12 protein-coding genes and 1 riboswitch are annotated in these 14564 nt (G+C 43.5%); of the genes, 5 read left to right on the forward strand and 7 right to left on the reverse strand.

The features are described 5' to 3' along the window. Window positions 1-31: 31 nt before the first annotated feature. From gluQRS to FTU00_RS11805, 6 genes are all read right to left on the reverse strand, one after another. Window positions 32-952, reverse strand: a complete 921-nt coding sequence (gluQRS, locus tag FTU00_RS11780) for a tRNA glutamyl-Q(34) synthetase GluQRS (protein WP_180179755.1) — start codon at window positions 950-952, stop codon at window positions 32-34. A 2-nt stretch (window positions 953-954) separates the two neighbouring features. Further along, entirely contained in the window at window positions 955-1482 is a 528-nt protein-coding gene (gene dksA, locus FTU00_RS11785; protein ID WP_004787252.1) for an RNA polymerase-binding protein DksA, read from the reverse strand. A 209-nt stretch (window positions 1483-1691) separates the two neighbouring features. Next, the gene (cpdA, locus tag FTU00_RS11790) at window positions 1692-2504 is read right to left on the reverse strand and encodes a 3',5'-cyclic-AMP phosphodiesterase (protein WP_159124361.1); all 813 of its coding nucleotides are present in this window, start codon (window positions 2502-2504) and stop codon (window positions 1692-1694) included. After that, complete coding sequence (locus FTU00_RS11795) at window positions 2501-3136, reverse strand: NUDIX domain-containing protein (RefSeq protein ID WP_034169767.1); 636 nt, start codon at window positions 3134-3136, stop codon at window positions 2501-2503. The genes cpdA and FTU00_RS11795 overlap by 4 nt, the downstream gene beginning before the upstream one ends. Before the next feature lie 79 nt (window positions 3137-3215). Next, a complete protein-coding gene (thiC, locus tag FTU00_RS11800) occupies window positions 3216-5111 on the reverse strand; it encodes a phosphomethylpyrimidine synthase ThiC (protein WP_159124360.1) in 1896 nt (631 codons plus the stop codon). A 90-nt stretch (window positions 5112-5201) separates the two neighbouring features. Next, window positions 5202-5330: riboswitch (TPP riboswitch) on the reverse strand. Between the two features lie 96 nt (window positions 5331-5426). Then, complete coding sequence (locus FTU00_RS11805; protein ID WP_179992200.1) at window positions 5427-6464, reverse strand: hypothetical protein; 1038 nt, start codon at window positions 6462-6464, stop codon at window positions 5427-5429. A 281-nt stretch (window positions 6465-6745) separates the two neighbouring features. Between FTU00_RS11805 and FTU00_RS11810 the strand changes: the two genes are divergently transcribed. The 4 genes from FTU00_RS11810 to FTU00_RS11825 all read left to right on the forward strand — a co-directional run bounded on the left by FTU00_RS11810 (window position 6746) and on the right by FTU00_RS11825 (window position 11603). Further along, entirely contained in the window at window positions 6746-8095 is a 1350-nt protein-coding gene (locus tag FTU00_RS11810; protein ID WP_180179756.1) for a TolC family outer membrane protein, read from the forward strand. 98 nt (window positions 8096-8193) lie between these two features. Further along, window positions 8194-8913, forward strand: a complete 720-nt coding sequence (phoU, locus tag FTU00_RS11815; protein WP_034705351.1) for a phosphate signaling complex protein PhoU — start codon at window positions 8194-8196, stop codon at window positions 8911-8913. 402 nt (window positions 8914-9315) lie between these two features. Then, entirely contained in the window at window positions 9316-10653 is a 1338-nt protein-coding gene (locus FTU00_RS11820; RefSeq protein ID WP_257229809.1) for a glycosyltransferase family 2 protein, read from the forward strand. A 38-nt stretch (window positions 10654-10691) separates the two neighbouring features. Continuing rightward, window positions 10692-11603, forward strand: a complete 912-nt coding sequence (locus FTU00_RS11825; RefSeq protein ID WP_257229810.1) for a hypothetical protein — start codon at window positions 10692-10694, stop codon at window positions 11601-11603. A gap of 75 nt (window positions 11604-11678) precedes the next feature. On the opposite strand, the gene FTU00_RS11830 is transcribed toward FTU00_RS11825, so the two are convergent. Then, complete coding sequence (locus FTU00_RS11830) at window positions 11679-13481, reverse strand: ABC transporter ATP-binding protein (protein ID WP_159124355.1); 1803 nt, start codon at window positions 13479-13481, stop codon at window positions 11679-11681. 160 nt (window positions 13482-13641) lie between these two features. On the opposite strand from FTU00_RS11830, the gene FTU00_RS11835 reads away from it, so the two are divergent. Continuing rightward, window positions 13642-14262 (forward strand): alpha-ketoglutarate-dependent dioxygenase AlkB, encoded by a 621-nt coding sequence (locus FTU00_RS11835; protein WP_180179758.1) that lies wholly within the window; start codon window positions 13642-13644, stop codon window positions 14260-14262. Window positions 14263-14564: the final 302 nt, after the last annotated feature.

Below are 14564 nucleotides of genomic sequence, written 5' to 3' on the forward strand. Positions count from 1 at the left end.
TATTGCTTTTAGCTTAAGTGAAAACCTGTTTTTATAAATAGTGACCTTGTAGCTCAGTTGTATGCGGGATTCGGGAAATATCCCATTGTGCGACGGCTTGTTCGAGCATATGAGCAGGGCGATCCAGTTCTACGGGCACCTGACATAGGGCTTGAAGTGCTTTTTGCAAGAGCAGGGGAGCTTGATCAAGATCCAGTGCTTGCGCCAGATTTTGCTTGGACAGTTTTTGGCCCTGATCATTCATTGCCAGTGGTAAATGCATATAGCTTAAACGCGGATAACCTAGTAATTGACCTAGGTAAATCTGACGTTCAGTGTTGTCCAAAAGGTCTGCACCACGGACTACATGGGTCATGCCTTGCAGATAGTCATCGACCACAACTGCCAACTGATAATTGATGATGCCATCACGGCGTTTTAAGACAAAATCGCCCAAGTCCTTTTTCAGTTGTGAGCAGTGTCGGCCTTGTAGACGGTCTTCAAAACAGATTTCAACATCTTCAACCTTGACCCGAATTGCCTGATGTTCAAAAGACAAACCTAAGTCACGACAGGTGTCCTGATAAATATGATTAGAACCCAGCATTTTGCGGGTACATTGGCAGGCATAGACCAGACCCTGCTGACGCAGTTGTTGGATCACATTTTCGTAAATATCCAGACGGTCTTTCTGGTAAATGATTTCTCCATCTGGCTCGAATTCAAAAGCATCCAAGGCACGCAAAATATGTTCTTCGCTGCCGGGATAAATTCGCGGGATGTCGGTATCTTCAATGCGGACTAGCCAGCGCCCCTGATGGGCTTTGGCATCACAGTAGCTAGCGACTGCGGTAATGAGTGAACCAAAATGCAAAGGGCCGGTTGGCGATGGCGCGAACCGGCCCACGTAATTCTCTTCAGCTTTCCCTTCCTTTGATAAAGGGAGGGTCAGGGAGGGATTACTTAAAGACATGCTTAACCGTTATTTTGCTTCTCTTTGATCTCTGCCAAAGTTTTGCAGTCGATACATAAAGTTGCAGTTGGACGTGCTTCTAGACGGCGCAGACCAATTTCGATACCACAAGTTTCACAGAAACCGTAGTCATCGTTTTTAATCGCTTCGATAGATTGCTCGATTTTGCGGATCAGTTTACGTTCACGGTCACGAGTACGAAGTTCGATAGCAAATTCTTCTTCCTGAGTCGCACGGTCGTTTACATCAGGGAGTGCAGTGTTTTCGTCTTGCATCGTATTTAAAGTACGATCAACTTCTGACATCAGTTCAGCTTTCCATGCCATCAAGATTTGGCGGAAGTGTTCAAGCTGCCCTTCAGACATGTATTCTTCATTTTTTTTAGGTTGATAAGGTTCAATACCAAATAAGCTAGCAGTAGAACCACCCTCAGTCGTTTTCGGCTTAGATTTGCGCACACGTTTTGTAGGTTTTTCCTCTACAACATCAGTTTGTTCGTCTAAGACTTGATTTTGGTTGTCATTCGCCATTTAGGGCATTCCTCATCATATGCGTATGTTAATACGCAAAAAATATGGTGATATGCAATTTTTATCCACCCTGTAGAAAGATTATCCTCCTACGGGGGTCGTCATCATATAGACTTTTTATGCTTTTTGATAGTCTTTGATGTCTGGATTATAGATATCACATTTCCTTTGGTTGCAATAAAGTAATTCAAAAAAAATAAAATGCAAAGTTAATAACCTGAAATTTCGGTATTAATATTTTGCTGGCTTAAGGTCACACGTTCGATATGTGTATCGAACTCCCCATTTTGTTTCAAATGTAATACACGATAGCCAGGTGCCGCCTGGTCTAGCGCGAATTCATCACTCTTGGGTTTGAACTGTACGCTGGTCGATGGCGTCGATAAAAACTGGATACCGTGCCATTCATTGCAGGAATCCTGATGCACATGACCAAACAGAACCAGCTTCACATTCTGGTGCCGGGCCAGTACATCTTTTAGATCTTCGGCATTCTTTAGCCGGTGCTGGTCAATCCAGTGCGACTTCATCGCAAAAGGATGATGATGGCAAGCCACAACCACATGCTGATTACGATATTCAAGCAATAATTGGTCTAGCTGTTCCAGTTGAGCCTGCTCTACCCAACCATCTATCCGATCCTGGACTGCACTATTTAGTAAAATCAGGGTCCAGTTGCCAAAATGGATGGCATGTGCCTGATCTCGATCCTGATAAAAAGGGAAGACCTTGATGTCATCATGATTGCCCGGAATCTGGTAATAGGGCACCTGACAGGACTGGATATATTTTAAATAACGTGTATAGGTTTCTGCGATCGGCACCTGTGCCAGATCACCGGTATGTACGAGTGCATCCATTTCTGGAAAATTGTGCTGAATATGCTGCATGACTTCATGGAAGCTCTGCTCGGGATTCATATTCGCGAATTCCAGATTGGGCTGATCCATCAAATGGGTGTCAGAAATCTGGATAATGGTCCATTCTTGTGTCGATGCAGGATTGAATTTTTCCGATGTCATGTCTGCCCCCTTAAACCTGACGGGACAGCCTGTTGATGCTGTTGTAGCCATTGTAAGGCCATAATCACAGGTGCATTTCTAAGGCGACCATTACTCAGCAGGGTCGGAATATCGGCATAATCCAGAATGTGCAGCTGGATATTTTCCCCTTCATCCGGCATACCAAAAATACCGCCTTTTTCAGGCAGTTCAGTCTGGGCGACATAAAGATGAAACAGTTCCGAGCAGGCACCGGCAGAAGGGTAGAAACTGAAAAGATGCTGTAAGGAATCAACAGTGCAGCCTGACTCTTCGAAAGCTTCGCGGCGAATACAGGTCTCAGGCGTTTCATCGCCATCCAGTACACCGGCAATGACTTCTAGTTGCCATGGCGTATCCTGATCATCCAATCCCCCAATACGGAACTGTTCAATCAAGCCAAATTTTTGCTGTTGATCGTTATACAGCAGTACCCCAGCGGCTTCAGGACGATGGATGAGCTCACGCTGCAATGCAGGTGTATAAGATTCCTGATGGAAGACACGATGACGTAACGTGACTTTTTCCACCTGAATAAATCCCCGATATAAAAACTCACGGGCCTCTATCCTAAAATCTTTTTTATTATAAGAGGCTTGTTTAATAATATTCATAACTCAGAAAAGGATGAAATAACTTATTTTTTTCATCCTATCTGAGATTTTTATGAAAACAACTGTTTTTTTTACGGTTTTACACCTTGTGGTACAATTTTTGACCAGAGCTATGGAAATCGTTTTTCATCTGCTTAAGGCCGGCTTCAATCTCTGCCTGCGTTACAGCCGGGGTTTCATCAGCAGATAACTGGCTGGCATAATCCCGCACATTTTGCGTGATTTTCATTGAACAGAACTTTGGTCCGCACATTGAGCAGAAGTGAGCCGATTTATGCGCCGCTTTTGGCATGGTTTCATCATGCATACTGCGTGCTGTGTCCGGATCCAGGCTCAGGTTAAACTGGTCTTCCCAACGGAACTCAAAACGGGCTTTAGACAGGGCATTGTCACGCGCTTGTGCTCCCGGATGACCTTTGGCCAGATCAGCAGCATGTGCAGCAATCTTGTAGGTAATGATGCCATCTTTCACATCTTTCTTGTTCGGCAAGCCTAAATGTTCTTTCGGTGTCACGTAGCAAAGCATTGCCGTACCGTACCAGCCAATCATCGCGGCACCTATCGCCGAAGTAATGTGGTCATAACCCGGTGCGATATCTGTGGTTAACGGCCCAAGGGTATAGAAAGGGGCTTCCTTACAGACTTCCAGCTGCAGATCCATATTTTCCTTAATCATATGCATCGGTACATGGCCAGGACCTTCGATCATCACCTGTACATCATGTTCCCAGGCACGATGCGTTAGTTCACCCAAAGTGCGTAGCTCGGCAAATTGCGCTTCGTCATTGGCATCCTGAATACAGCCCGGACGTAAGCCATCCCCAAGGCTGAAAGACACATCATAGGCTTTCATGATTTCACAAATTTCATCGAAATGGGTATAAAGGAAGTTTTCCTGATGATGTGCCAGACACCACTGTGCCATGATCGAACCACCACGCGATACGATGCCAGTCAAACGATTCGCGGTCAGTGGTACATAACGAAGTAACACACCGGCATGAATCGTGAAGTAATCCACGCCCTGTTCAGCCTGTTCAATCAAGGTATCTTTAAAGATTTCCCAGGTCAGGTCTTCAGCTACGCCGTTGACTTTTTCTAGTGCCTGATAAATTGGTACGGTACCGATTGGCACTGGAGAGTTACGGATAATCCATTCACGGGTTTCATGAATATTCTGACCAGTCGACAGATCCATAATGGTGTCGGCACCCCAGCGGGTTGCCCAGGTCATTTTTGAAACTTCTTCTTCAATGGATGAACCCAGTGCCGAGTTACCGATGTTGGCATTAATCTTGACCAGGAAATTGCGACCAATAATCATTGGTTCCAGTTCAGGGTGATTGATATTGGCAGGAATAATGGCACGGCCTGCAGCGACTTCCTGACGGACAAATTCAGGGGTGATTTCCTGTAAATTTTTGGCACCAAAATTCTGTCCCGGATGCTGACGCATATCGGTCCCTTCCAGCTGACGCAAGTTTTCCCGAATCGCGATATATTCCATTTCCGGCGTAATAATGCCCTGTTTGGCATAGTGCATCTGGGTCACATTCTGGCCAAGTTTAGCCCGGCGTGGTTTCTGAATATGGGCAAAGCGGATATTGGCAGTACGGATATCGCGCAGACGTTGGCGACCAAACTCAGAACTTAAATCATCTAGCATTTCTGTGTCATTACGTTGTTCAATCCAGCCTTCACGCAGATTTGGTAGGCCTTTATTCAGATCAATTTCAACATTTGGATCGGTATAAACCCCTGAAGTGTCATAGACCATCAACGGTGCATTATATTCACCGCCCAGACCAGTCGGAGTTTCGCTGAGAGAAATTTCTCGCATGGGCACCTGAATATCAGGACGCGAGCCTTGCAGATAAACTTTACGGGAAGCCGGCAGAATGCGGGTCAGATCGCGCGCTTCCTGCTCGTGTGGAGTAAGGGGAGTTTCAGAAGAAAGATTCGTTAACTGGCTCATTGCAATGATCCTTATGAATGACATCAACGAATCAAGCACGACCAAAAACGTGGACAGAATTATCTGGGAGTAGATAAAACAAGGGTAGTCGTTTTTAGATGGCTTGATTCCTACGCAGGTATTAACCTGATCAGGTTCAACGGTACTCACTATCAAATGGCCGAAAAGGCTGATTTAAGTGATCTCAGCGAGTTATTACTCGCGCTCCGTCAAGCGAGGCTAAATCTTAGCTTAGTTGGTATTTAAAAAGTAGCTTTAAATTGGGAGGAGTTGCTGATTTTCGGCTATCTCATCGATTTTTAAGAAAAGATTGTTTTAAAGACAGATCGCATCCTTAAAGCAGTCTTTACCATAGTTCTGTGAGGGTGGGGTGACTTGAGCATAATATAAAATCTGTTCAGTGCTGGAACGGTCACGATATTCCGCAGCTAAGGCACGCTGACGCTGTTCAGGATTCATGTCCAGAAACTCTAAAAATAATTGCGCCTGTGTCGATAACTTGGATTTCTGACCACGCGCTAGACCAATAATAGTTTCCAGATGGCTGGTTTCTACTGAATAACGGTCACGATAATCCTCAGAGATTGGCGATTGCTCGCTGCCTCTGAACAGGAAATAAGTATATTGTTTCAGCAGATATTCGGCATCGCGCTGATAGCTACTTTTCGGATAAGTTTGCAGATAATCTTCCCAGAATAAAGCGCGAGCGGCAATATTGGCAGCTTCAAGCTGTAAGCGTTTTTCGACCAAGACCGGTTCCATATTCTGCTCAGCCAGATTTTCAATAAATACCTTTTCGGCAGCTGGTAAATACGGCGCAAAGATACGTACCAGATATTCCGGGCTACGACGATATTGTAGCGTGCCATTGCCCTGATCTAAGAGTTCTACATAGGCCTGACCTTTATGCTTCAATAAATACTGGTCGCGTGTGGTCAACTGTTCAAAGTGGCTTTGCTGAATAGTAGGATGCTGAGCCATATCCAGAGCATATTGCTCGAAAGCACGTTGTTGGAATTCGGTACGTTCCACATGCAGGAAGCGTTGATACATTTCTGTGGAACGCTGCATCAGGTGTTTCTGCTCGGCCAGTTCCATGAGCGGCAGACACACTTTAAGGTCCTGATTAATCTGTTCCAGGGCAAAAGTGGTGCGCTGTTCATTAATCTGGGACATGTTTTTTTCAATATTTTCACACATGAGGGTGAAATCGTTCGCGGGAGATTGAACGGTTTTAACCTCGGCCTGTTCCATTTCAACTTGCGGTTCTGAGGATTGCTGGCATCCGCCTACGAACAGCAAACTGCTGAAAACAAAACAAACTTTGAATATCGAATGAATTCGCGTTAACACTATGCTTCAGGACTCTATATAGATGAAATCAGAAATAACTGCCTTACTGGGAGCTATATTGTATAGATCTAATTCAAGTTCTATGTGTAGTATTGTGAATGGCTTTGTTAAGCTAGGATGCAGGAAGGGGAAAATAGGAGGAATATTGAATAAAATCGTGGATCTATAAGAGAAAATTAATAAAAGTCATACGTAAAAAATCAAAAGAAATCTTTAGTATTGCTGGGTTTAAAGCGCCTTAATCTGATGATTGAAATGGCTGTAGGGGTGAAAACTATAAAATGAAATTAAAACTCATCGTCAGTGCCTGTTTATTGGGTGTCAGTCCGACACTGTTTGCGCTGGATCTGCTTGAAGCTTATCAGCGTGCCCAGCAGAATGATCCGAACTGGCAGGCGAATCTGTTGCAATACCAGTCGGACCAGCTCAATCTGGGCATTGCCAGCGGAAATTTATTGCCGACTGTGACTTTATCTGGAAATGTGACCCGTAAAAACCAGTCTGCTGATAATTCATCGATAGAAGGTTTGCCTGCCGAATTTGGGGAATTACAGGGTTCGAGTACGACCACGCGTCAGATTGCAGTTACTGTACGTCAGCCATTGTTTCGCTGGGATGCTTGGCAGGGTTATAAGCAGGTCAAAACCTCGGTAGAACTTAGTGAAGTTAATTTACGTCTGCAAAAGCAGCAGCATATTTTGCAGGTGGCAGAAGCCTATTTTAATGTTTTACGTCAGCAGTCTTTAACCACAGCTTATTTACAGGAAGAGCAGGCTTTATCAGAACAGTTAAGGATGATGAATGCCAAACTTCGAGAAGGGCTCGTGGCGAGAAGTGATGTCAGTGAAGCCAATGCCCAATATCAGAGTGCGCAAGCTAACCGGATTTCTACACAGGTGCAGTTGGTTCTAGCTCAGGAACAGTTGGCTCAGTTGATTGGACCTTATCAGGAAAATCTGGCGGTTCTGCGTGAGGATTTCCAGTTCCAGAAACCTGTTCCAAGTAATATCGGTTCCTGGACCGAACTGGCACAAAACCAGAATCTGGAAATTTTGCAGGCACGTTTGCAGAAACGCTATTCTGAAGATGCCAAACGGGTGGAGCAGGCTGCTCTCTATCCTCAGGTTGAAGCCGTTGGAACCTATGGCTATTTGAAGCAGACCCCTGAAACAGTGTTATCAACCAATGGGGATTTTGACCAGATTGGTGTCGAAGTTAACTGGAACCTGTTTACCGGGGGCCGAACCCAAAAAAGTATTCGTCAGGCCGGCGTAAATGTGCAGCGAAGTGAAGCCCAACTGGATGCTGCCATTCGCAAAGCCAACACCGATGTCAAACAGTCTTATCTGCAGGTAGAAACGGATGAGGCCAAGCTGAATGCACGTAAAGCAGCGATGCAGTCTTCAGATATCGTTTCTCAAGCTTCCAGAGCTCAATATCAGGAAGGTTTAAAAACCATGGTGGATGTATTACTGGCCCAGCGCAATGCTTTCTCTGCCAAGACCGATTATCTGAATGCCAAATATGATTATTTGCTGCATGTACTGCAATTACAGGCTTCGGTAGGACAATTGACAGAAAAGGAACTGGCAGAGATGAATGCCTGGCTCATTGAATATGACCGCTCTTAAAAAAGGCTAACAAGTTGTCATCAAACTTTCATGATGGTCATGCTTTAATGATATTTCATGAAGTGTTCTTGCCTTTTCCTGTTCAGGAGTAGATTTCCTTGAGTCCCAATAATCCTGTACTTAGTCATCACATTTCTTCGCAATTTAATGAAGAATTGCAGGATGTAAATACCAAGTTCATGACCATGGGTGGCATGGTAGAACAGCAGGTAGCCAATGCCATTCATGCGCTGCTGGATACAGATGCTGCCATGGCGGTCGATGTGCAGTTTCAGGACAATATTGTGAACCGCCTGGAAGGTGAAATTGATGAGGCACTCACCCTGATTTTGGCTCGCCGTCATCCTGCTGCTATTGATCTGCGCATGGTGCTTGCCATGTCCAAGGCCAATACCGATCTGGAACGGATTGGAGATGAAGCATCGAAAATTGCCCGTATTGCCCAGACTTTGTGTGAAGAGGGTGGTTCACCACGCGGTTATATGGAAACCCGACATATTGGTAACCAAGTTCGAGTGATGATTCATGATGCATTGGATGCCTTTGCCCGTCTGGATGTAGACCAAGCGCTGCGCGTGATGCAGGCCGATGCCGACATTGACCGGGAATATCAGTCCGCTACCCGTACTTTAATGACCTATATGATTGAAGATCCACGGCATATTAGTCGGGTGATTAATGTACTTTGGGTACTACGTTCGCTGGAACGCATTGGAGATCATGCACGTAATATTTCGGAACAGGTCATTTATATGGTCAAGGGCCTGGATGTACGGCATAGCAGTGTCGAAGAAATTGAGCAAAAATTTCAGCGTTAAGCAAACCTAAATAATGATAAAAAGCCTGCATTGTGTAGGCTTTTTTTATTTCAAAAATATGTTCTTGATATTGTGAAAGCTAGACAGGATAGGCGTTCCCTAATATTACTATGAGAAAAATCACATAAATAACAATTACTAATAAGCTTTATAAATTTAATTAAAAGAAATGTGAACTATTTATCAAAAAACATACAAAAGTTGTATATAATTTAGCAAAATGCGGGTTGATTTATGAAAATGGAATTATTTTCAGAAAGTGAAAAGATTTTTTCATGTGCTCATCAAACCTATAGATAAGAAAGAAAAACGAAGCTCTTTTGTTATCAGTCACATACTTCTGGTCTAAACCTAACCCTGCATTCATTTACTCAGTGAAATTATATATTTAAGAGAAAATTCATGATCATTGATGAAAGTCAAAGAGAAGCTTCCCGAATTTATTTTTCTGTGCAGTTAAAGTTTGTGATCGCGTTAATGGGTGCGTCTTTTTGGACCGTATTTTCCATCTGGATTGCTCAGGACTGGTTGCATGATTTGAGCAGCTATATCGGTTATTTTTGGGCTATTTTTCTGATTTATGGTATTGCCATTATTCCAGGATTTATGAACTCATTTGCGGCATTAAGCCTGATGATGGACAGACGCCCTAAACGCCAGCCATTAGCAGTTTATCCAGGGATTACCATGTTGGTGGCTGCTTACAATGAAGCCGCGTCAATTGAAGACACTTTGGTCAGTATTAACCAGCAAAAATATCCGGGAAAATTACAGGTTATTGTGATCAATGATGGTTCTCAGGATGAAACCGCAGAGATTGTCCGCAAAGCAGAATCAAGATTTCCCTGGCTGACTTTACTAGATTTAAAGCAAAATGCAGGGAAGGCGCATGCCTTAAATGAAGGCCTGAAACTTGCCGAACATGATCTGGTGATTACCGTCGATGCGGATTCTTATCTCCATCGTATTGCTCTGATTAATATTGTTGAGCGCTATGTGGCAGATCCTCCAAATACACGTGCGGTTGCAGGTAAAATTCTGGTACGTAATTCGCGTACCAATCTGCTGACCAAAACTCAGGAATGGGATTATTTTCTGGGTATCTCGGCAACCAAACGCCTGCAATCTCTTTATCAGGGAACTCTGGTAGCGCAAGGTGCTTTCTCTATTTATGACCGTAATGCCCTGATTGAAGTCGGCGGCTGGCCTGAATGTGTAGGTGAAGATATTGTACTGACCTGGGCCTTGTTAAATGCAGGTTATCGGATTGGCCATTGTGAGGATGCCTGCCTGTTTACCAATGCACCGACGACGCTTAAAGTGTTTGTTAAACAGCGTCAGCGTTGGGCTCGTGGCATGATTGAGGCATTCATTAAACATCCTAGTATTTTAATCAAGCCAAGACTCTCTACATTTTTTATTTACTGGAACCTGTTTTTCCCGTGGCTGGATATTGCCTTTACCTTTGGCTTTATTCCGGGAATCATTCTGGCATGTTTCGGACATTACTGGATTGTCGGGATCATGACTTTGGTGTTATTGCCAATGGCATTCCTGTTGGGCTTTTTAAATTATTCGATTGAACGCAGAATGTTTAATGACCTGGAGCTTAAGGTTCGCAAAAACTTCAGTGGCTTTTTATTGTACGTATTGGCCTATAGCTTCCTGCTTCAACCTGCCAGTATTTTAGGCTATATGGATGAAGTGTTGAGAACACGAAAAACCTGGGGAACAAAATGAACACTATGAAAATCAGATATGTATGTGTTCCTCTGCTCATGAGTTTGAGTACTGCCAGCCTGGCCAATGGATTAAATGAAGATCAGACAGCAAGTGAACGAGCGGCTGGAACGGAATTCTTTTTAAGTGACGATAGCGAAGGCTTCCAGACTCGTAAATTATCAGCGGAATTCTTGCCTCAATATGAAGATGCTGATCATTATCTGGGTGTGCGTGGTAGTGCCTATCAATATAGGGCAGATGACTGGAAACGCGATGGTCAGAAGATCTCATTTATTGGCCGAGACATCGAATCTACTACAGCCAAGGGCTGGACGCTGGAAGCAGGATTATTTGAGCAAGGTGATCATACTTTATTGACCTTTGATGGCAGTTACCGTACCGCACTTGCAGAAAAGACAGCAGTAGAACTTTTTGCCAATCGTGACTGGGTTGAAACCCAGCCTGCACTTGATACAGGAACGAATTTTACTTTTGTTGGTGCTGCACTGGATCAGGGTTTAGGTGAACATGTCACTCTCGTGGGGTTAGCGGGAACACAGTTTTTCTCGGATGATAACCGTCGTGATCATGGCCGTCTTAGACTGATTTATCAGCCTTCACTGGATCTGGGTCTAACGCTTCAGGCTCGTTATCGTATGTATCGCAGCAGTGAAGAAGATGTGGGTAGAGAGTACTTCAACCCAGAAGATTATCAAGAATCGATGCTCGCTCTTGGCTGGCGTCAGCGTTTTGCTGGCTGGTCTGCAGGCTTAACGGCAGGCTTTGGCCGAGAAAAAATCAATCAGGATCCGAGCCAGTCTACCCGGCTATTTGAGCTTAATGTACAAAGTCCTGTTCGTGGCTCGCAATTTCTGCGGATGAATGCCGGATATAACCGCAGTGCTTCTTTCTATGGTACGAATTACGATTATCGTTATATCAGGGGTGAATGGATTATGCGGTTTTAATACTGGACGATGAATCTTGATTTTAAGCGGTCTTTAAAGACCGCTTTTATTTTTTAGGGATAGTTGAATGAAGAGCTAACTATGCGTTTCTTCCTCTGCATCATCTTCAAAAGTCTTGGCAATTTTTTCAATATTCAGGCTCTTGGCCATTGCATCGAAAATTTCCTTATATACGCCGTCCTGATGATAAAGCGCGTCATGTTCACCGTGTTCGGCAATACAACCTTCTTTCATCACATAGGTATAGTCTGCATCAATAATTTGAGACAGGCTATGCGAAATGATAATCACAGTACGGCCTTGCTTGATCTGATCCAGACTCTGTTTAATTTGTTCTGTTGCAATGGCATCCAGACTCGCCGTCGGCTCGTCCAGAAAAATAATCGGCGGGTTTTTCAGGAACATCCGTGCGATGGCAATTCGCTGTTGCTGACCGCCGGACAGTTGCAGGGCATCGGAATCATAACCATCCGGTAGCTGTAAAATCTGTTCATGAATTGAGGCTTTTTGAGCAGCTGCAATCACCTCATCCATACTGGCATTGGTTTTGCCATAACGGATATTGTCAAAAATTGTGCCCTGGAAAATATGGTTTTTCTGTAGCACCAATCCGATATGATCACGCAGATATTGAGTGTCATAATCTTTTAAATCAATCCCATCCAGCTTGATCTGGCCTTCCTGTGGTTCATAAAATTTATCGAGCAGACTGATCAAGGTTGATTTACCAGCACCAGATAATCCTACCAGTGCGGTAATGGTATTGGGGCGGATTTCCATATTGATATCTTTTAAAGCATGATGCCCATTCGGATAATAAAAATTCACGCCACTTAGCTCAAATCGGCCTTGGACAGGTGGTTTTTGCTGGCCACTCTGTTCAATTTCAGCATCCGCTTCCAGAATATTAAAGAAGCTTTCTGAATAGATCATGGCATCATTCACTTCATCATAAATCCGGTGCAGCGAGCGAATCGGGGCAGAGACGTTATTAAAGAGCAGCACATGGTACATGATCATGCCGATACTCATCTGGCCATCCAGTACAAAATAGGAGGTCAGAATAATAATCAGCACTATGCCGATCTGTTCAATAAAGGTTTTCAGACCATCAAATAGGAAGCTGGTCTGCCGGGTTTTCATCTGGTTATCGGTCAGTTCACGCTGCAAGCTCAGCTGCTTGTCTGATTCAATCGATTCCCGGTTAAAGGATTTGATAACCGTAATTGAATTGATGATGCTGAGAATACCTTGGCTCTTTTTTTCCCGGCCATCTCTCAGACTACGACGCCATCCACCGAGTTTTTGTGCCTGTTTATAGGTGAGCCAGAAGTAGATCGGTACAATCGCTGTGGCGACCAGTCCGACATAAAAATTGGCATAGTACATCAATCCGAGCGCGACAATTGCACTGGTAAATAAAGGGAAAATATCAATAAAAAAGATCTGAACCAGTCGAGTGAGGGAGCCAATTCCGCGGTCAATCCGGGTCTGTAATTTTCCAGCCTGATTATTATCCTGATTAAAAAATGCCAGCCGGTATTTTAAAAACTTTTCAATAATGCCTTGAGCCAGATCTTGGGAAATAAAAATCCGCAGCTTTTCTCCATAAAACTTCTGCCCAAACTGTACCAGTGCATTCACCACCTCTTTACCAAGTAAAATGGCAGAGATAGTAATCAGTATATGCCAGCCTTCATCCAGCCCTTGTCCTTGTTCCAGCAAAGCATTGATACTGTCGACTGCATATTGCAGGGTCAGTGCATTGACCTGAGCAGTAAAGGAACCGATCAGGGTCAGAATGAGGGTTGCAATCACCAGAAGTCGATAAGGGCTGACAAAGGGACGAAGTTTTAAAAACAGCTGCCATAAATTCATAAGCAATTATTTTTATTGTCAAAGTTGAATTTAGTCTAGGCAGAAATAAAGGTACTCACAAGAGTAAATGTTGTATTTATTTGTGAAATTAGATTGTAATTTTTCCGGATAAGTCTCAATCTTTTCAGCAAGATACTGAAATTTTTAGACTGATTTTAAAATGACTTTGGACCTGTTTGCGCCAGAACCTCAAATGAATTTATTACCCTTTGATGGGGTGGTAGAGGATTATGGCCAGATTTTAAATGAGCAGCAGAGCCAGCAATATTTACAGCATTTTTTAGCTCATCTGGCCTGGCAAGCGGATGAAGTCACTTTATTTGGCAAGCATTATATTACTGGGCGAAAAGTCGTCTGGTATGGCGATGAACACTATCAATATCATTATTCCGGAAGTTCCAAAGAAGCCCATATCTGGACACCGGGGCTATTTCGGTTAAAGCAGTATATTGAAAAATTAGTGGGCCATTCCTTTAATTCCTGTCTGGCCAATTTATATGAAGATGGTTCGCAAGGTCTGGGCTGGCATAGTGATGATGAAGCGGCTTTATATCAGGGAACGTCACAGGAAAATGTGATTGCATCCCTCAGTTTGGGGGCAACCCGCAAGATGAGCTTTAAACACAAAACAGAGAATGAAACAGTAGATCTGCTTTTACAAAGTGGTCAGTTGATTGTGATGCGAGGACAGACCCAACACTACTGGAAACATTGTATCCGGAAAACGACTCGGGTTTTAGAACCTAGAATTAACCTGACCTTTCGTTATTTTTTTCCTTAGTTAAATCTCTTCATAAAATAAAAAATATTAGTCCATTCGTATTTAAAGTTCTTTCTCCCTCAGGGAGAAAGTTAGGATAAGGAAATTTTTTTGGTCATTGTTGAATGATTAAAAATGAATGATGAAGATACTTTATTGTTTTTAGGTTGAAAGTATCCCAATGAACTAAAAAACCCGAATCGCGGATAAAAAATTGACTTAAAAAATAAGAGGACTAGAGCCATCAGTTGAGTTACCACACAAAACTTAAAACTCTAGTCCCGATGTTTAATAGTACCAAATTATTTTGCGTAATTGATGAT

The sequence above is a fragment of the Acinetobacter sp. YH12041 genome (assembly GCF_013419975.1).
In the GTDB taxonomy this organism is placed as follows: domain Bacteria; phylum Pseudomonadota; class Gammaproteobacteria; order Pseudomonadales; family Moraxellaceae; genus Acinetobacter.

Excerpts from the sequence above, each read along its gene's own strand:
- gluQRS (WP_180179755.1), bottom strand. The coding sequence starts at position 952 with ATGTCTTTAAGTAATCCCTCCCTGACCCTCCCTTTATCAAAGGAAGGG.
- dksA (WP_004787252.1), bottom strand. The coding sequence starts at position 1,482 with ATGGCGAATGACAACCAAAATCAAGTCTTAGACGAACAAACTGATGTT.
- cpdA (WP_159124361.1), bottom strand. The coding sequence starts at position 2,504 with ATGACATCGGAAAAATTCAATCCTGCATCGACACAAGAATGGACCATT.
- FTU00_RS11795 (WP_034169767.1), bottom strand. The coding sequence starts at position 3,136 with ATGAATATTATTAAACAAGCCTCTTATAATAAAAAAGATTTTAGGATA.
- thiC (WP_159124360.1), bottom strand. The coding sequence starts at position 5,111 with ATGAGCCAGTTAACGAATCTTTCTTCTGAAACTCCCCTTACTCCACAC.
- FTU00_RS11810 (WP_180179756.1), top strand. The coding sequence starts at position 6,746 with ATGAAATTAAAACTCATCGTCAGTGCCTGTTTATTGGGTGTCAGTCCG.
- FTU00_RS11820 (WP_257229809.1), top strand. The coding sequence starts at position 9,316 with ATGATCATTGATGAAAGTCAAAGAGAAGCTTCCCGAATTTATTTTTCT.
- FTU00_RS11825 (WP_257229810.1), top strand. The coding sequence starts at position 10,692 with ATGAGTTTGAGTACTGCCAGCCTGGCCAATGGATTAAATGAAGATCAG.
- FTU00_RS11830 (WP_159124355.1), bottom strand. The coding sequence starts at position 13,481 with ATGAATTTATGGCAGCTGTTTTTAAAACTTCGTCCCTTTGTCAGCCCT.
- FTU00_RS11835 (WP_180179758.1), top strand. The coding sequence starts at position 13,642 with ATGACTTTGGACCTGTTTGCGCCAGAACCTCAAATGAATTTATTACCC.